The sequence below is a fragment of the Rossellomorea vietnamensis NBRC 101237 genome (assembly GCF_001591825.1).
Taxonomy (GTDB): domain Bacteria; phylum Bacillota; class Bacilli; order Bacillales; family Bacillaceae_B; genus Rossellomorea; species Rossellomorea vietnamensis.
This window is the reverse complement of sequence record NZ_BCVQ01000031.1, coordinates 13,602-31,542: the sequence shown is the minus strand read 5'-3', so window position 1 is coordinate 31,542 and position 17,941 is coordinate 13,602. Positions and strand designations below refer to the sequence as shown.

General features: G+C 43.0%; 20 protein-coding genes. 6 read left to right on the top strand and 14 right to left on the bottom strand.

The genetic code is table 11. From position 1 onward, the window contains the following. Window positions 1-78 precede the first annotated feature (78 nt). Together BVI01S_RS15060 and BVI01S_RS15055 are read right to left on the bottom strand one after the other, a co-directional pair. Complete coding sequence (locus tag BVI01S_RS15060; RefSeq protein ID WP_061810790.1) at window positions 79-1,074, bottom strand: helix-turn-helix transcriptional regulator; 996 nt, start codon at window positions 1,072-1,074, stop codon at window positions 79-81. 136 nt (window positions 1,075-1,210) lie between these two features. Then, the gene (locus BVI01S_RS15055) at window positions 1,211-1,534 is read right to left on the bottom strand and encodes a DUF4870 domain-containing protein (protein ID WP_034758689.1); all 324 of its coding nucleotides are present in this window, start codon (window positions 1,532-1,534) and stop codon (window positions 1,211-1,213) included. A 221-nt stretch (window positions 1,535-1,755) separates the two neighbouring features. Here BVI01S_RS15055 and BVI01S_RS15050 point away from each other — a divergent pair, with 221 nt between their 5' ends. The 4 genes from BVI01S_RS15050 to BVI01S_RS15035 all read left to right on the top strand — a co-directional run bounded on the left by BVI01S_RS15050 (window position 1,756) and on the right by BVI01S_RS15035 (window position 5,172). Further along, window positions 1,756-2,535, top strand: a complete 780-nt coding sequence (locus BVI01S_RS15050; protein ID WP_061810803.1) for an undecaprenyl-diphosphate phosphatase — start codon at window positions 1,756-1,758, stop codon at window positions 2,533-2,535. Between the two features lie 10 nt (window positions 2,536-2,545). Then, window positions 2,546-3,145 (top strand): undecaprenyl phosphate transporter UptA, encoded by a 600-nt coding sequence (gene uptA, locus BVI01S_RS15045; RefSeq protein WP_061810789.1) that lies wholly within the window; start codon window positions 2,546-2,548, stop codon window positions 3,143-3,145. Between the two features lie 63 nt (window positions 3,146-3,208). Then, on the top strand, window positions 3,209-4,339 hold the full coding sequence (locus BVI01S_RS15040; RefSeq protein WP_061810802.1) for an amidohydrolase: 1,131 nt from the start codon (window positions 3,209-3,211) through the stop codon (window positions 4,337-4,339). 275 nt (window positions 4,340-4,614) lie between these two features. Further along, window positions 4,615-5,172 carry a GNAT family N-acetyltransferase gene (locus BVI01S_RS15035; RefSeq protein WP_034758684.1) on the top strand — a complete coding sequence of 186 codons (558 nt, stop codon included), beginning with the start codon at window positions 4,615-4,617 and terminating at the stop codon, window positions 5,170-5,172. A gap of 62 nt (window positions 5,173-5,234) precedes the next feature. Here the strand turns inward: BVI01S_RS15035 and BVI01S_RS15030 are convergent, their stop codons facing one another. The 7 genes from BVI01S_RS15030 to BVI01S_RS15005 all read right to left on the bottom strand — a co-directional run bounded on the left by BVI01S_RS15030 (window position 5,235) and on the right by BVI01S_RS15005 (window position 11,526). Next, a complete protein-coding gene (locus BVI01S_RS15030) occupies window positions 5,235-5,813 on the bottom strand; it encodes a hypothetical protein (protein WP_034758682.1) in 579 nt (192 codons plus the stop codon). Between the two features lie 220 nt (window positions 5,814-6,033). After that, complete coding sequence (locus tag BVI01S_RS22220; protein WP_079531931.1) at window positions 6,034-6,183, bottom strand: YflJ family protein; 150 nt, start codon at window positions 6,181-6,183, stop codon at window positions 6,034-6,036. Window positions 6,184-6,243: 60 nt separating this feature from the next. Further along, the gene (gene murG, locus BVI01S_RS15025) at window positions 6,244-7,314 is read right to left on the bottom strand and encodes an undecaprenyldiphospho-muramoylpentapeptide beta-N-acetylglucosaminyltransferase (protein WP_034758679.1); all 1,071 of its coding nucleotides are present in this window, start codon (window positions 7,312-7,314) and stop codon (window positions 6,244-6,246) included. Between the two features lie 139 nt (window positions 7,315-7,453). Next, window positions 7,454-8,941: a phytoene desaturase family protein gene (locus tag BVI01S_RS15020; RefSeq protein WP_061810788.1), complete on the bottom strand. Its 1,488-nt coding sequence runs from the start codon at window positions 8,939-8,941 to the stop codon at window positions 7,454-7,456. Continuing rightward, window positions 8,938-10,032: a glycosyltransferase family 2 protein gene (locus BVI01S_RS15015; RefSeq protein ID WP_061810787.1), complete on the bottom strand. Its 1,095-nt coding sequence runs from the start codon at window positions 10,030-10,032 to the stop codon at window positions 8,938-8,940. The genes BVI01S_RS15020 and BVI01S_RS15015 overlap by 4 nt, the downstream gene beginning before the upstream one ends. A 13-nt stretch (window positions 10,033-10,045) precedes the next feature. Next, window positions 10,046-10,762, bottom strand: coding sequence for a lysophospholipid acyltransferase family protein (locus tag BVI01S_RS15010; protein ID WP_061810786.1), 717 nt, complete (start codon window positions 10,760-10,762; stop codon window positions 10,046-10,048). Next, window positions 10,759-11,526 (bottom strand): carotenoid biosynthesis protein, encoded by a 768-nt coding sequence (locus BVI01S_RS15005; RefSeq protein ID WP_034758669.1) that lies wholly within the window; start codon window positions 11,524-11,526, stop codon window positions 10,759-10,761. Before BVI01S_RS15005 ends, BVI01S_RS15010 begins: the two co-directional genes overlap by 4 nt. Window positions 11,527-11,674: 148 nt before the next feature. Here BVI01S_RS15005 and BVI01S_RS15000 point away from each other — a divergent pair, with 148 nt between their 5' ends. Next, on the top strand, window positions 11,675-13,033 hold the full coding sequence (locus BVI01S_RS15000; RefSeq protein ID WP_034758666.1) for an MATE family efflux transporter: 1,359 nt from the start codon (window positions 11,675-11,677) through the stop codon (window positions 13,031-13,033). Between the two features lie 43 nt (window positions 13,034-13,076). Here BVI01S_RS15000 and BVI01S_RS14995 read toward each other — a convergent pair whose 3' ends face one another. From BVI01S_RS14995 to yoyC, 4 genes are all read right to left on the bottom strand, one after another. Next, window positions 13,077-13,853 (bottom strand): SDR family oxidoreductase, encoded by a 777-nt coding sequence (locus BVI01S_RS14995; RefSeq protein ID WP_034758663.1) that lies wholly within the window; start codon window positions 13,851-13,853, stop codon window positions 13,077-13,079. Between the two features lie 181 nt (window positions 13,854-14,034). Then, window positions 14,035-14,835: a CAP domain-containing protein gene (locus BVI01S_RS14990; protein ID WP_061810785.1), complete on the bottom strand. Its 801-nt coding sequence runs from the start codon at window positions 14,833-14,835 to the stop codon at window positions 14,035-14,037. 320 nt (window positions 14,836-15,155) lie between these two features. Further along, window positions 15,156-15,515, bottom strand: coding sequence for a hypothetical protein (locus BVI01S_RS14985; RefSeq protein WP_061810784.1), 360 nt, complete (start codon window positions 15,513-15,515; stop codon window positions 15,156-15,158). A gap of 102 nt (window positions 15,516-15,617) precedes the next feature. Continuing rightward, a complete protein-coding gene (gene yoyC, locus BVI01S_RS14980; RefSeq protein WP_034758656.1) occupies window positions 15,618-15,902 on the bottom strand; it encodes a protein YoyC in 285 nt (94 codons plus the stop codon). Window positions 15,903-15,973: 71 nt separating this feature from the next. Here yoyC and BVI01S_RS14975 point away from each other — a divergent pair, with 71 nt between their 5' ends. Continuing rightward, window positions 15,974-16,222, top strand: coding sequence for a hypothetical protein (locus BVI01S_RS14975; protein WP_034758652.1), 249 nt, complete (start codon window positions 15,974-15,976; stop codon window positions 16,220-16,222). 67 nt (window positions 16,223-16,289) lie between these two features. Here the strand turns inward: BVI01S_RS14975 and BVI01S_RS14970 are convergent, their stop codons facing one another. After that, window positions 16,290-17,909: an MDR family MFS transporter gene (locus tag BVI01S_RS14970; protein ID WP_061810783.1), complete on the bottom strand. Its 1,620-nt coding sequence runs from the start codon at window positions 17,907-17,909 to the stop codon at window positions 16,290-16,292. Window positions 17,910-17,941: the final 32 nt, after the last annotated feature.

Genomic DNA, 17,941 nt, shown 5'->3' with positions numbered 1-17,941 from the left:
CGTTCACTTTTCCATGAGAATTTTTTTCGCAAGTGAAAAAGCAGCAAGCCCCTTCTCATTTAAGGGGCTCGCTGCTCGTTATTTCTCTTGATATAAAGTATACAATTTATTGACTTCTGCTTTTACGGTTTCGATGAGGGAAGGCGGAGAGATCACTTGAGCCTGACTTCCAAATGTGAGGATCCAGTTTACGAGACCGGTGCTTACCCGGGCTTTTGTCGACAAAATAAAATGGTCCTCGCCGTGCCTTTGGATATTGACATTTTTCCCGAACTTATCAATCATCACATTGATCAGGTTGTTATGAAACTTAATCTTGATCCATTCTTCATCTCCGGCAAACATCTGAAAGGTTGACTGAACGTACTTGGATACATCGAAGTCTTCATATGGGTAGGTTTCTGAAAGCACTTCAACATTACGCAATCGATCGACCCGGTAATGACGTATTTCGTCCGCTTCAAAATAGTAGGCAATAAGATAATAAAAATCATTCGCCCATGCAAGAGCATACGGTCTCACCTTATATAGCCGGCCCTCATGACTGAGGTTAAACTGTTTGTTGACATCATACCGACCATATTGAAAGGTGATCACCCTCCGTTCTGCAATCGCCTCATGGATATCATGGATGGTGCGGCGAATAAAAGGGCTCTCACTTTTGATGGAGGAATCGATCTGGATTTCATTATGTAACTTCTTTCCTTGTTGATGGCTTGTCAGCTGCTTGATCTTCCCTGTCAGCTGCCTCGTTTCCTTCTTCGAAATGAATTTGGCAGATACCACAGCATCGATGAGCATCCGGAGTTCGTATAACTCGAACAAACGATATTGGTGGCTGTAATATTTAGGAAGCCCATCCTTTTCCTGATTGATGGTCACATCAAACCCATGCAGGATGAGATGATCCAGATCATCCTTTAAGGAATTCTTGTTAAGTTTCAATTCCGGGCCATAAGCCTGTCTAAAGCGAAGAATGATGTCATCCAGGTTCAGCTCATGATCCTCGTCCGTTTCGTCTTTTAAAATACTCATTAGCTTAAGCAGTCTTACTTTATTATCAATCCTCGTCATAGGGATGCATTCTCCTTTTTAGAGATGATAGTTTTATAAAATTATAAAGTTTATGAACGTTTTGTCAACATTCTCTTCCTCATTCTGATTCCGAGAATGAAAAAGAACCCATGAGCCTCATGAGTTCTCTCTTTGTTTATTTCAATAATCGAAAGACAGTAGGGATTTTGTAATAGTCACCTTCATATGCCTTTACCGCACCCAGGATGGTGAAGATCAGAGCCAGCAGCCCTACGATGGGAGCTAACACAAATCCGATTAATACCACCATGAGAATGCTGCTTACAAATCCGTAAACGGCATACGAAATGAGAAAGTTCAAGTATTCTTTCCCATGGAAGTCCACGAACTCCGATTCGTCCTTTTTAATGAGCCAAATGATCAGTGGACCGATGAATACGGTGAAGAAGCTTGATATATAGATAAGAGCTGCCATCATTCTTTCATCTTTTGCCGGCATGTCAATTCCTCCTTGTCTAAACCCTGTTAGAAAGACACGTTAATTGTATCCTCCTCTATATTTACGTCCTTTCTTTCATAAAGTTTCACCTATTTGAAGATTTTCTTTATGTGGTCTTTTTTTGTTTCTTCATGACAACCTTCATGAAATGTGACGAATTGGAATATACGTTTAGAAGAGGAGTTTGTCCTTAGAGTATTTGAAGAAAGGCAGTGGTGAATATGAACAAAATCGAGGCCTTTATCCTCGGCGTTATACAAGGGTTAACAGAGTTTCTTCCCATCTCAAGCACCGGGCATCTTTATCTCGGGAGGCTTGCTTTCGGACTGGAAGAAGCCGGGCTTTTCCTGGATACGATGCTTCATATCGGTACTTTGATTGCCGTCATTGTCGTTTATCAGAAGGAACTTTTATACATGCTGAGGCACCCATTCAGTAAATTATCCTGGATTCTCATCATCGGGACCATCCCTGCAGTGATTATAGGATTTATGTTCGAAGACTATTTTGACGCCATATCAAAGACAGGGGCTACCATCGGTTGGGAGTTTCTTGTGACAGGGTGCATTATGTATGTCGCTGACGGGGTGAAGAACGGATACAAGAAGCTGGATGATCTTTCGTATACAGATGCTTTGGTGATCGGGAGCTTCCAAGCGGCAGCCATATTCCCCGCCCTTTCAAGGTCCGGTTTAACGATAGCAGCAGGATTATTCAGGAAATTGGACAGAGAGACTGCAGCCTATTTCTCCTTTCTCCTTTCTACCCCTGCCATTCTGGGAGGTATCGTGTTACAGGGGAAAGAAATGATCGGGGGAGCCCCTGAAGCGATTCCCTTCGCAAGTTTAGCCATCGGAACAGTCAGTGCGGCAGTATTCGGCTATTTCGCCATTATGACCATGGTGAATTTCTTAAAAAAGCACTCTCTGAAAATATTCTCCTATTACGTTTGGGCTTTAGGACTCTTGATTCTCATTCTTCAATACTCAGGATTCATGTAGGAGGAAAAATATGAACCATGAATGGGTTTTACACATCCTTACATTCTTAACCGATTTGGGATATGCGGGAATCTCTCTCGCACTCATGATAGAAGTCATCCCCAGCGAGCTTGTCCTGAGCTATGCAGGCTTCATGGTAACCGCAGGCAAACTCACGTTTATCGGGGCCTTCATCAGCGGCGTCGTCGGTGGGACCATGGCTCAGTTATTTCTTTATTGGCTGGGGTACTATGGAGGCAGACCTTTTTTTGAAAAATACGGAAAATATCTGTTTATTCATTCAAAGCATATTCTTGCTGCAGAGAAGTGGTTTGAGAAGCACGGGACGATCGTCATTTTCACGGCACGTTTCATACCGATCGTCCGGCATGCCATCAGTATACCCGCCGGCATAAGCCGCATGCCCTTCTCTACATTCACTTTGTACACTTTTGCAGCCATGCTGCCCTGGACATTGTTGTTTATGATCATCGGGATGGAACTCGGTACACACTGGGAGCATATTGAAGTCATCGGGACGCGCTATATTAAACCCCTCAGTTTAATAGCTGTCATTTCAACCCTTTTTTATCTAATTTATTCATATAGAAGAAATAAAAGGATTGATTAACTTCTTTTTTTACGCAAAATTGTTTAAAATAATAAGGAAACAAGCCTCATGAAAGGAAAAACGATGAATTCCATACTTTTAAGAAACGTAACCATTTATCCCATTACATCCAAGCCTATTCATAATGGAGCTTTACTCATAAAAGACGGAAAAATCAAACAAATATTCCCCCATGATGTGGAGGGATTCCACCACGCTTCCGTGTATGATTGTCAGGGGAAATTCCTTTTTCCCGGATTCATTGATTGCCACACTCATCTAGGACTCTATGATGAAGGTACAGGCTGGGCGGGTAACGACGCCAATGAAACGATCGAACCGATGACCCCTCATATCAGGGCCTTCGACGGGGTATACCCATTGGACCCTGGCTTTAAAGACGCCCTTACATACGGCGTCACCACCGTGAATGTCATGCCCGGAAGCGCGAATGTGATCGGAGGTACCACAGCGGTGATCAAAACACATGGTTCTAACATCAGATCCATGCTAATCAAAGAAACCTCCGGATTGAAGATCGCTTTAGGGGAAAATCCGAAACGAATCCATAGCAATGGAAACAATGATTCCATTACAAGGATGGGGATCATGGGGATGCTCAGGGAAGCCTTTTTCTCTGCTAAATATTGTGACCAGCCAGAGGAACTGAGAGTCGCTCCTCTCGTTTCCGCTTTAAAGCGGGAAATTCCTGTTCGGATCCACGCTCACAGGGCGGATGATATTTTATCCGCAGTGCGTTTCGCTGAAGAATTCAGCCTTGACCTCCGGATAGAACATTGCACGGAGGGCCACCTTATATCGGATGAGCTGAAAGGAAAAAACTTAAAGGTTTCTGTCGGTCCGACGTTCACAAGACGCTCGAAGGTTGAGCTTAAAAACAAGAGCTGGATCACCTATCAGAAATTGACGGAAGCAGGTGTCGAAGTGTCGGTTACGACCGATCACCCTTACACACCCATCCAGTATCTGAACATGTGTGCGGCGATTGCCGTGCGTGAAGGATTGGAGGAACAGAAGGCATTGGAAGGAATCACCATCGCACCTGCCAGAAACCTTGGTGTATCTGACCGGGTCGGCAGTATTGAAGTAAATAAAGATGCCGATCTGGTCCTGTGGAGCCACCACCCATTTCACTTTATGGCAAAGCCTATGTTGACTTTCGTCAACGGGGAAATCGCTTATCAAAACGTGTAGAAATTTGTTAAAAATTTTCTTCAAAAATCAGCATTTTACCTATTTCCTTTTTGAGATATTTCGTATATGATACAGATGGATAATTTATTTCCGATTACAAAGCGATCTATTCATATATTTTAGCGACTGTAATGAAGGGAAGGCAAAAGGTGCGCCACCAGTTTCTTGACTGGTCTTAGTGGGTTCGATTCCCACCCCGAAATTTTTTAGTTACCATTTAAAAATTTCGAGGGTGGGATCGTACGCGAGTAGACTGCCCTCAAGGAGGGTCTACTATGATCAAGAAACGTGATTTACATGAGTGTCATGAACTTTATGACCTGATGGTGCACCCGGATGTCTTCCCTTTTGTGCGTCAAAAGGCGTATTCCTATGAGGAGCTTCTTTTCCTGACAAAACAAACCATTGAAGCAGAAGAGCGGGGAGAACTTATTTCCCGCACGATTTTGGACGAGTGGGGCAACCCTATCGGAACGATTAATTTATTCGATATCCAGGAAAATGCAGGATTCCTTGGTACATGGCTTGGGAAGCCGTTTCATGGCAAAGGGTATAACCAGCCGGCGAAGGATGCATTCTTTTCCGAGTTATTTTTTGAGTTGGGAATGGAAACCATCTTTATGAGAATCAGAAAGGTGAATACCCGTTCACAAAAGGCCGCAGAAAAGCTTCCTTATGTCGTAAAGGCAAATGAATCAAGGAAATCTCTCTATGATCAATTAAATGCTCTGGATGAGGTGTATGATCTGTATGAGATCCCTAAAGATTTGTACACCCTCTATTTATATCAGCTTCAGCAGTCTCCTGAAGAAGAGCAGGCGCTCGAAGCTTAAAAACAGAAAAAGGTTATCATAAAGGTATTTACCCTTTGTGATAACCTTTTTGTTAGGTCGGATTAAAAAGAAGCATGGATCATAAAGAATACGGTAAAGGTGATGGCAAGTTTTAAATGCCACGCTCGATCTTTCCTTTTGAAGCGCTTAAAACCCATACTTATAAGGAAGAAGAGCGCGATACTCGAAAGGATCCCCGTAATATTGGTGAAGTCCCAGTGGAAATCTCTGATGATGGCCAGAATTCCGTGTAACACCACACCTGCCGATGCCAATAGTGCTAAGGGAACGTGCCATTTCCTCAACAGCTTTCCTACAAATTGGACAAGGCGTTTAATTTCTACATCCTTCCACTTTACCCCTTTCAACCCTTTCCATTTCATTAACAGGAATACCGGAAAGATACTGAGGACGACAAAGTAAATAATTCTTGCTGCGGACCCGAATTGTTTGAGAAATTCCTTATAGGATTCCTCATTCATTCCCATAAGGACTTCCCTGTAAGCAGAAATAAGGAGGATTCCTGCAACCGTTAAACAGATGCTTAATGCCAAGTAGAAGATGACATTTTTTCGTTCCTTAGGATTCGGGATAAATTTTGATAAAAATGATGGATGGCTGATTTTTGATTTGGATTCCATTTATGTTCTCCTATTATCATTAAGAATTATACGATTACTATAACCCTCAAACATGAAAATTAAATGAAAATCCCATGAATATTTGCTTTTGATGTTGCGAGTGGTGGTTGATTGCCGCTCCATCACCTTTCAAAAAATCAATATGTACTAAAAAAAGCCGACAGTATGGATGCCTGATCTTACTCTTTAGGATCAGCACCAATACAGTCAGCCCCTTTTTTTATTTCTGTTTAGCTATTTTTTCGAAGTACAGGTTTCTTACCACGAATGTTTTATAGTTCTCCAATTTTCTTTTTTCTAATGGGTGATGATTGATCCCCATCTTTTTAAGCTCTTGAAGGTACCATCCTTTTGAATATTGATACGCCATTCCACTTCTCCCCTTCAACCATTTGTATACTATATGCTTGAGGGGGAGTACAATGACTCTTTATCTGGACATGGAGGAAAGCACCTCATACATATCCTGGATGGTGTAGGCTTTTTCACCTTTTTCCATATTACGGATCATTGTGTCGCGATTTGACTTAAGCTCATTGACACGGTCCAAGAAGCTCTTTTCGTCCAGTTCTTCTTCTTCCAGCTTTATCGCATAACCGTGTTTCACGAAACTGTTGGCATTGAGGATTTGGTCCCCACGGCTCGCTTCCCTGGAGAGGGGGATCAATAACATCGGTTTCTTTAGTGCCAGGAATTCAAAGATTGAGTTCGAACCGGCACGGGAAATCACGAAATCTGTCATCGCCAGGTAATGAGGCAGTTCACCCTTGATGAATTCGTATTGACGATACCCTTTTTGTACGAGGCTTTCATCCACATTGCCTTTCCCGCAAATATGAATGATTTGAAAGGCAGTCAGCAGCTCCTCCAGATTCCCTCTTACCGCTTCGTTAATTTTTCTTGCACCAAGACTTCCTCCCATGATCATCAGAACGGGTTTATCCTCATAATAACCGGTTAATCTCTTCCCTTCACGGGCATCACCCGTGAATAATTCCTCGCGGATGATGGCTCCTGCGCATATAGATTTTTCACTCGGAAGGGATTGAACCGTTTCAGGGAAGGTGGTGAAAATTTTAGTTGCGAATGGGACGGCTAATTTATTGGCAAGTCCCGGGGTCACATCGGACTCATGGATCGCTACAGGGACTTTCGCCATCTTTGCGGCCATCACGACCGGGACGGAAACGAATCCCCCTTTGGAAAAGATGATGTCCGGCTTCGTTTTCCTGATGACGGATAATGCGTCAAACACGCCTTTCATCACTCGAAACGGATCTGAAAAGTTTTTCCAGGAAAAATATCTCCTCAGCTTGCCGCTGGAAATACTTTTGTAAGGGATATGGGGAAATTGTTCAGTGATGATTTCCTTTTCTATGCCATCTTCCGAACCTATATACGTTATGTCCCAACCTTCTTTTTCAAAGTGTGGAATCAGTGCTGTATTTACCGTGACGTGGCCCGCAGATCCTCCGCCCGTAAATAATATACGTTTCTTCATATGTATAAACTCCTAACTCATATTCTAATTTCCTTCTCTCTAACCATTATACACTTTACCAAAAATAGAAGCGGGATAGAACTACGAAAATTTGACAAAAAGAAACGAGACCCTTTTCGCAATGAATGAAGGGACTCTTTCACGAGAATGACAGGGGTGTATCGCCCCCATCCCTTTTTATAATATAATTGGCTACATTTCTTCCACTTATCGTCACCATCGGGGATCCGCCCCCGGGATGTGTCGTTCCACCCGTGTAGAAAAGGTGATGGATATCCTTGCTGACATTGGAAGGACGAAGAAATGCTTCGGTCATACGGTGGGAGGCCAGGCCGTAAAGAGATCCTTTATAGGCAGAGAATTTATGTTTTATGGTGTCCGGTGTGTAGATCTTCTCCACTTCCAGAGAGTCCTTTATGGCCAGTCCCTTTTCTTCTAATGTATGATAAATCTTCTCTTTATACGACTGAACTTCTTTATCTGTCAATTCTATGGCCGGTGCATTGACAAGGATGAATAAATTACTTCCCTTTGTGACGCTTGGATCTGTCGCTGCCGAGTGGCTGATATAGATCGTTGGATCACTCGGAAGCTTCTTTTCTGAGAATATTTCTGTGAATTCCTTATGATAATCCCCTGTGAAATAAACCTGATGATGATGAATGGATTCCTGGAAGGTTCTGAGACCCGCTAATATCACGAAAGCCGAAATCGATGGTTCATAGGAATCAAGCTTCCCGTCAGGATGACTCGGTCGATCTCCCTCCTCTATCAATTCTTTCGTAGCCGTGATAAAATCCCCATTTACGATCACGTCGTCAGCAGGAAGAAATTCTCCATCTTCTGTTGTCACACCGACTGCCCTTTTCCCCTTCACCACGATCTCTTTCATTCGGACTCCGAGACGTATTCTTCCCCCGAGTTCCTGGAAGAAAGAATTAAACCCTTCCGCAATCCTTGGGTTCCCGCCCTTTGTATAATACACCCCATCTTTCATCTCAAGATGACCGATCAATGAAAAGGTGGCAGGGCACTCATAAGGTGATGAGCCAATATACGTCGCATACCGATTGAACACCTTCAACACTTCTTCATCCTGAAAGAACCTTCTATGAAAATGGTCCATTTTCTCAAAGGGTCGGACCTTCATAAAGCTATAGGAAAGACTTGGTGACAGATAATCCCTCCAAGAACCAAATACCCGGTAAAAAAACCCTTTCTCAGCCAATGTATAAAGTTTTTCTACCTCTTTTAAATACTCTGAATATCGATCTGCACCATAGGGATCGATCCCTTTAAGTTCGTTCACCATTTCTTCGGGGTCGGCTGATTGATAGAGGATCCTTCCATCCGGAAAAATGTTTTTCGTATGTTTTACGAGTCTTTCAAACTCAAAATAACGGGAGGAGTCCCCTCCTGCATCATTGATCACTGATTGAAAGACGTGAGGCATCGTAATCGTGTTCGGGCCGAAATCAAAGGAGTAGCCGTCTATTTCAACGCGCATCATTTTCCCTCCCGGGTGCTGGTTCTGATCTACGACCGTAACATGATATCCTTTACTTTGAAGGGATATCGCTGCTGACAATCCCCCTAATCCGCTGCCAATGATGATGATATTCTTCATGAATAGGTCCTTCCTTTCCACATGTATCCCTGATTTTTCATTCCCCTCACCATAGACGCCCACATGATGAAGATAAAGAAGACGGAAGCGAAAGGAATCAATAGAAAATGCCACTTTGATTGATTGGAGGCGATGTCGATCATGAATGTTTGTACCCATATTCCCAACAGGGGAAGAACGTACCCGAACTCACCCGACATCAACCCGTAAAGGGCTAAAGGCAGAGGAAGGATGAAGAAAATGGAATAAAACAGGGAAAGAAGGATAACTGATATCGGACTTCTTCCCGTGCCTACATAGATATTCTTCAAAAATCCTTCCCATACTTCCTTATTCGTTTCATACATGTGACAGGTCACGTCAAAGCTATTATTGACAAGTGTCACCCTCCACCCGTTTTCCTTTACTTTCCTTGAAAGGTGAACATCCTCCAGGAGGGACGACTTAACAGCCTCATGTCCTCCGCAATCGTTGTACGCTTCCCTTTTGAAAAACATAAATGCTCCATGAGCAGCCGTGAATGCACTTCTGGTCGTATGATTTGCCACAGCGAGGGGAAGATGAAAATAGACGAGAAAGTGCTGGAACGGTACGAGCATTTTACTAAGGAAGGTCGGTAAGGGAAATCGGGGAAATCCCGTTACAAGCCCCGAATCATATTGTTCCATTTGGAATAATACTTTCTCGATGATGGATGGAGAAACCCTCACATCGGCGTCCAGATAAAAATAATACGAACCTGAGGCATGCCGGCTTAGCTCGTCGCAGGCATGGACCTTTCCCACCCATCCTTTTGGGAGGGGCTTTCCATCGATGATCCTGAAACGGGGATCGTCTTTCGTTAAGCGTGTAAGGAGCTCCCTTGTACGATCAGTAGACGCATCATCCAATATGATAAATTCCACGGGGGAATGGGTGATTCGTTTGATGCTTTCGATCAGCCCTTTTACATTCCTTTCCTCGTTCCTCATTGGTACCAGTACGGAAACCAAGTCATTTACAGTCGACTTACGGGATAGCTTTGGTAAAAAGAGCAGATTGATTATCGTAGCCAGTACAAATAGGAAGGTGATCAGTATATAATACATCATTTTCTTTCAACCCCTACTTTCTTCTCTTCCAAAAGCTCAACCATTCACTATTAGTCGGAAATCCTTTAAGTAACAATTCAAATGAGGATATGTTTTCATGAATGATATCCTTCTTCAAGCCATCAAGCCTCGTTTCCATACCCATTCTTAAGTGCCCTGTCATCTCTTCCCGTGTTGAAAGCTGACTTGTATCCAAGTCTTCCCGGCCAATCCGGATGAACAACTCGGGTCTTTGATCATGACGAAAGGTATAATAAAATGTCACCATCGTGACCATGATCTCCGCATTCCGCTCGTACAAATAACCCGGTCCACTCATAAAGGGTAAGGGTCTCTTTTCAAGATGCTCTTCCTTCCCTTGAGGAAAGATCCAAACCGTTTTCTTCTCTTGTAAACACTTCTCAGCGAATTTCAAAGAAGTGATGAGGTCTTTCGGAGAATGTGGATTGACAGAGAATGCGCCGATTTTCCGAAAGAAGGGGAAATCCTCCATTCCTTTCTGACTCATCATGGCGAAGCTGTCTTCTTTTATGACATGATGATTTAAGTAAAAGACCATCAATCCATCCCACCAGCTTGAATGATTGGCAAGTACCAGGTGACCTGAACCCTGTTGAAACGAATCTCGCTGGTCTTCGATCCACACACGATAAAAATGCTTCTTGAGCTGGTAAGTAAGATAGCCCGACAGCAGTTGTTGAAATCTCTTACTTTTTTTCGGTTCAATCATGCTACCTTCTCCAATCGTGTTCTGAGAATAAGAGATGCCGTGTAAAATGACGAAGTGACAAGAACCGCAATCCATAGCCCTTCCACCATAGCCGTTACCATAAACATCAAGATCACAAGGAGGTATAGCTTCCTCATCCGGCCGCTCCATTTGGTAGTGAAACCTTCACGCTCCATCCATACATACAGGAAGCATTGGATGAAAAATGAAACAAAAAACCATCCCAGGAAGTTTTGTACGGGGATATCATAATACGCTCCCCCTTGATCCCATATCCAGTATTCCCTGCCTTTAAAGGCAACGGGATCGATGATCAAATCCATTGTCACCGCTAACAGAGAGGTCACTGTGCTATAGACTAACATTCCCCTGACTGTCTTCTTCCTGTGCAAGAGGAACTCATAATGTGACATGCTGGTGAACACCACCATGACCCAGGCGAAGCCGATTGTCACCGGCACTCCGAATAATTGAAACCCAAAATCCCTTTCATAATGATAGGACCCGAATATCAGACCGTAATGGACACCTAAACTCTCGGCGATAATCGTAAGCAGCATGATGCCTAAAGAAATGATCAGTCCGGGCCGGGTCCCTAGCCTCTTCATGGCATAAAGAATGGCCAATACCCCTGCTAAATATAAAAAAATGGCATTTGCCCAATGCATGGACGGAGGCAGCAAGTCGAGAGAAACCAGGATGATCCCCACCCCATACCATATAATAAACACTATCCAAATCCAGTCCTGCCAATGTTTAGTCATTCTTTCCTCCCATAGGGTGTTTTTCCTCATTCATCTTGAGTACTCGTTTGTTAAGCATATTTCACTCTCTATCCACAGGAAAATATGGTACAGTATGATAGTGAAATCACCATGCTGTATCTGAAGCCATTCAGGAGGAGTACGTTCAATGAGAGAAACTCATACAATGAAAGATAAGATCAAACAGCTATCCATCATACTCATCCCCATCCTAGTCACGCAGCTAGGGATGTTTGCCATGAATTTCTTCGACACGATCATGTCAGGGAAATACTCTCCCATTGATCTGGCAGGTGTCGCCATCGGCTCTTCCCTTTGGGTACCCGTCTTCACAGGATTAAGCGGGATCCTTTTGGCCGTGACGCCCATCGTCGCCCAATTGAATGGACGCGGCAATAAAAAAGAAGTTCCCCATACCGTGTTACAAGGTGTGTATGCAGCCATCGCTTTATCCCTTATCGTCATGGTGACTGGGGGACTCGCCCTCAATCCGATATTAAATGGTATGAATATAGAACCTGAAGTCCGTATGGTGGCGAAGGAGTATCTCATTGCCCTCTCGTTCGGAATGATTCCCTTATTCATCTATAATGTATTAAGATCATTCATCGACGCCCTTGGGATGACGAGGGTGACTATGTTCATTACTCTCATGTCACTGCCGATAAATGTCGTGTTCAATTATCTTCTTATTTTTGGTAAGTTGGGACTCCCTGCACTTGGAGGGGTGGGTGCAGGTGTTGCCTCTGCCATCACCTATTGGCTCATTACACTCATCGCCTTCTGGGTCGTCCATACGAAGGGGCCTTTTAGCCAATATACGATTTTCCGTACCATCCATAAGCCTGACCTTGCTAAGTGGAAAGAAATCTTCGTGATCGGGGTACCGATTGGTTTATCCATTTTCTTCGAAGTAAGTATTTTTTCAGCTGTTACTTTGTTGATGAGCAATTACGATACAGTGGTCATTGCTGCTCACCAGGCAGCGATCAATTTTGCTTCCTTCCTCTATATGATCCCTTTAAGCATTTCCATGGCCTTGACCATCGTCGTAGGCTTTGAGGTCGGTGCCAAGAGGCTTCGGGATGCAAAGGTTTACAGCTGGATGGGCGTCAGCTTTGCATTGCTGTTAGCGGTCATATATGGGATCATATTACTCGTCTTCCGTTCTGAAATCGCCTATCTGTACTCGGATGATGCGTATGTATTAGAATTAACGGCTCACTTTTTATTGTATGCCGTTTTCTTCCAGCTTTCAGACGCGATACAAGCCCCTGTCCAAGGTGCCCTTAGAGGATATAAGGATGTCAATATCACCTTCATCATGGCTCTTGTATCGTATTGGGTGATTGGCCTTCCATTGGGTTATATCCTTGCTAACTACACTACTTTTGGTCCATACGGCTACTGGCTTGGGCTTACTTCCGGCTTAACGGCAGGCGCCATCACATTGTCGGGTCGGCTCCTATTTATACAAAAGAAATATAGACAACAATATAGTCATTAGAATACTGACTGAAAGAGCAACGGACTTCATCTGCCGTTGCTCTCTATTGATGAAATACCTTTCCTAGAACATCCTTACCACCTGTAACGGGAATGATGGAACCGGTAATGAAATCGGATTCTTCCTGACACAGGAACGAAATGATCCTCGCCAAATCCTCCCCTGTTCCGGGTCGGCCAATCGGTGTATGTGGATCATATTGTTCTTTGGCCTTGCTGATTTCGCCCTCTTTCCAATCACCTACTATGTCACCTGGGCAGACCATATTTGCCGTTATGCCGTTTTCTGCTTCTTCGATTGAAATCGTTTTTGTGAAGGAAGCGAGTCCCGCTTTCGCAGCAGCGAAGGCAGAACGATAAATCCAGCCCGGTGCTGATTCGACCCTGTCATATCCAAATGTGATGATTCTTCCCCATTGCTTTTCACGCATCTTTGGAATCAATAACCTGGATAAGTAAAATACACTATTTAAATTCCCATTCACAATATAATTCCATTCTTCTGGGGAATATTCGGCAAAAGACTTTCGTTCTTTAACATAGGGTCCGGCATTGTGAATTAAGATATCGACGCTCTCCACCTTATTCCAGATTTCGGATGCCATCCGTTCACATTCTTCCGGCACGGAAATGTCCCCCTTGACCGGTATGATGGAATTGGAGTAGGTTTGGGTTAATTCATCAACCAACCCTTCTACAAAAGAATCCTCGCTTCTATAATTCAGGATGACCGTGTAACCTTGTTTAGAGAATTCCTCCACGGTCTTTCTTCCGATTCCCTTTGATCCGCCCGTTATCAGGACAACTTTATCTTCTTTCATCAAGCTCACTCCACGTACTCGTTATATTTCAATAGTAAGAATGATTATCATGAAATGCAAATCTAAGCTCTTACATAACTCGTTCAACATAGTATAAAAAAAGAGGCGTATAGCATCATTTGATTACGGAAAACTAAAAAAAGCAGCCTCTCCAAAGAGAGACTGCTTTTCGTTCATGAAATTACTTACCGATGAACTGTTGAGTCCAGTAGTTACCGTTCTCTACATATCCCACACCAATGTGAGTGTAGTTTGAACTCATGATATTTTTACGGTGTCCTTCACTATTCATCCATGCCTGTACTACTTCTTCAGGAGTCTGTTGACCCATAGCGATGTTTTCACCTGCAGAGCTGTACTCGATACCAAACTGCTTCATCATGTCGAATGGTGAACCATACGTAGGGCTTGTGTGAGAGAAGTAGTTGTTCGCTTGCATATCACGAGACTTCTCACGTGCTACCTTGCTTAATTCTGCATCTACTTTTAGAGCTGGAAGACCTTGTTTTGCACGTTCCTGGTTAGTCAATTCCACTACTTTTTGTTCAAACTGGCTTAATTGACCAGATTGTTCACTTGCTTGCTCTGATTGTTGTTTTTGCTCATTTGAAGCCGGAGCTGGAGCTGGTGCTTCTGACTTAGGTGCAGGTGTTTCTGCTTTCGGTGCTTCTGCCGGTGCAGGTGCTTCCGCTTTTGGTGCTTCCTTAGCCGGAGCAGGTGCTGCAGCCTCTGCTTTTGGAGCCTGTCCATTCAGTAATTCTTGTACATTTATATTTTGGCCGTTGATTTGGTATTTTGAGAGAACATCTTGAACATATTTGTTTAGATCTTCTTGATTACCATTATATTTAAAGGCGTTCACTTTTTGAGCGACCTTATCTTGTGCCGGGCACGGTGCTGCAGCATCAGCTTTACCTGCTGCGAATGGAGTTACTAATAATGTTAATGCTGTTGCTGCTGAAACCATCATTTTCTTATTCATAAAAATGAATTCCTCCTTAGTGAATGTGTTTTTCTTTGCTGCACATTCATCATACCACCCTGTTTTTGTTACATTTACGGGAGAACTTGGTAACTAGTAATCAATTGTTCTATTTTGAAAGACAATTTCCTTATAGTAAGATAGTAACCACTGATTCTAGTAGGGAGAAAAGCATGTTTTAAATGATTTACTTACATTTCCAACAGCTGAATGAATTGGATGCTGCAACTAATTATTACCGGTATCCTATTCTTGACAGGTTTTTAGCAGCTCACTCAATGTAACGGATATTACGGGAACATTTCAAATCAGGAAGGATTTCATCCCAGAGAAAGGTATTCATTGCATTTTTTGTCAGAACCGATGAGCAGGTATCCCTTCACGTCGAAGCCCAGCCGTTTTAATTGTCTCACGCCTACATTACACTCGACGAAATTGCTTCCCATCACAATGACAGGCCCTTCTGGAATATCACTTGCATATCTTCGAATGTATCCGCAAGGCAAGGCTATGACCTCTTCGCAATCTCCTTTGGATGAGTCCTGATAATCCCTTACATCCACTACGACATGTTCTGTCGTCACATCAAAGGAATTCCATTGTTTGGTTCGTACGGGAAAATATCGATAATAGATCATGTATGAGAGTATACTGACTAATAATATGGTTAGTAGAGGCATACTGATATCACCCTTTTCATTAAACTCCCCTCATTATATACCTGAGCAGGTATAGTTGAAAAGCGAACTGCTCATATTTACTTTCATGATGATCATTCCTGATTAGAGATTCCTGTCTTTCATTAATTGTGCTGCCATTTCGATATGTAGATGAATTAAACGGACTTTATCATCGTTTGACAAGTCGGATTCAGTAATTCTTTTAGTGGCCAAGTAATATTTAACCTCAATGGACTTACGAACCCTAGGGTGACTATTAGCATCTTCGAGTTCACGTTTAATGGCTTCTTTCAATACTTGTTCCGGTGAAACGTCATTGTTTGCTAACATGCGGTTTTTCCATATTTGTCTGTATGATATCAGCAAATCGTTGAATACTACTGACATATTCAATCATCCTTTACATAAAATCTTTATTCTTTAACCATACTAAAAAAAAACGAAGAAAGGTGATCTCAATGACTACACCCTATCGCTGTCCCAGCTGTAAAACGAATCGAACACGATTTAATATTATACAACAAGTACCTCAGAGTGTGAAACTTGATCCTGCTTCAGGAGAAATCGTTCAGAATTACGAGCAAAATCAACTCGAGCCGTTCCACCTCGCTTACAACGGTCCCCAGTTAAAAGTTCAGTGTGCTGCTTGCGGCCTGGTGGAGGATGAAATGACCTTTAAGAAATTTGGAGAAAGCACAATGTCATAAGCAGAAAGAGGGTAACCAAGCCTGCTCCTTGCAGCAGACATGGTCACCCTCTTTTATTTAATGGTCATCAGTGATTGGAAGCTTTTTTAAGCTTCGTTTCCTTTTCTTCCTCTGGAACATCTTTATTTGACATCCTTAATGGGATCTCTTTCATAAAGAAAGTTAAAACAAATCCTACGAGGAGAACCATGGCTCCAATAAAGAAAACATTTGTTAACGCATAACTCAATGATTCTCTGACACCATCCAGAATGGATGCATAGATCCCTTGGAATTCTTGTGGCAATGTTGATTGAAGCTCTTTTAATTTCCCGCCGTTCATGATGTTCTGTGGATCTTGAAGCTGCTTCATGACGCCAGCCGTTTCAGGATCTGTCAGTAATGGAGAGTCTTTTACTGCAGACATTTTCTCTGTCATCTTTGACGTCATGGAAGAATTCATGACAGTCCCCATGATGGCTACCCCTATCGTCCCTCCGATTTGTCTGAACAATTGCGTAGCAGCCGTAGCGACACCAAGGAACTTATGCTGCACTGCGTTTTGAACCGTCAGTGTAAAAACGGGGAAACTCAGTCCAAGTCCCGTTCCTACGATAATGATATTCATCAGGGCTCTGGCGTTGGTCGTATCCGTATCCATAAAGGATAATAGGATCATACCCGTACTCATGACGAACAAACCAATCAGTGCGAGAAACTTATATTTCCCTGTCTTTGTAATGATTTGTCCCCCGATCGTACTGGCAAATACCATACTCAATGTCATAGGCATCATCACAAGTCCGGACTTTGTCGCAGAGGTACCCATTACTCCTTGAATGAAGAACGGCATATACATAATGGCCCCGAACATTCCGGCTCCGAGAATGAATCCAATGATATTGGAAAGGGTGAAGATCTTATTCTTAAACAATTGTAGTGGAAGTACAGGGTTACTTGCTCTTTTTTCCGTTATGATGAATAGGACCAGTGCTACAACCGAGATGGTCAGTAGTCCAATGATTTGAAGGGAAACCCATTCATAATCGTTTCCACCCCACGTAAAGGCAAGTAATAACGGAATGATCGTTAAAGTCAGCATGATCGATCCCAGGTAATCCACTTTCAGGCCTCTATTTGGTTCTTGGGAAGGGAACATTTTATAAATCATTCCAAATGCAATGAAACCTACCGGAAGGAATACCCAGAATACCCAGTGCCAATCGGCATTATCTACGATCCAACCCCCAAGTGTCGGACCGAATACACTGGCTAAACCAAACACACTGCTCATCAGCCCCTGCCATTTCCCTCTTTCACGTGGAGAGAATAAGTCCCCGACAGCAGTAAAGGCAGTGGACATGATCATTCCGGCCCCGAATCCTTGAATCCCCCGGAAAATGATTAACTGTATGATGGAAGCGGAAAGCCCGTTTAAGAACGAACCAATCATAAAGACTCCTATTCCAAGCAAGATAAAAGGCTTCCTTCCATACATATCGGATAATTTACCGACCAATATGGCGGTTACGGAGCTGGTCAACATGAAGATGGTGAATACCCAGCTATAATAATCCATGCCTCCGATTTCAGAAATGATTTTCGGCAATGCAGTCCCCACAATGGTCTGATTCAATGCGGCAAATAACATGGCTGACATGATCGCAATCATGATCAGTACTTTTTTACGATGTTCTAAATGCTCCATATTCTCTGTCTCCCTCAATATTTATAGTATGA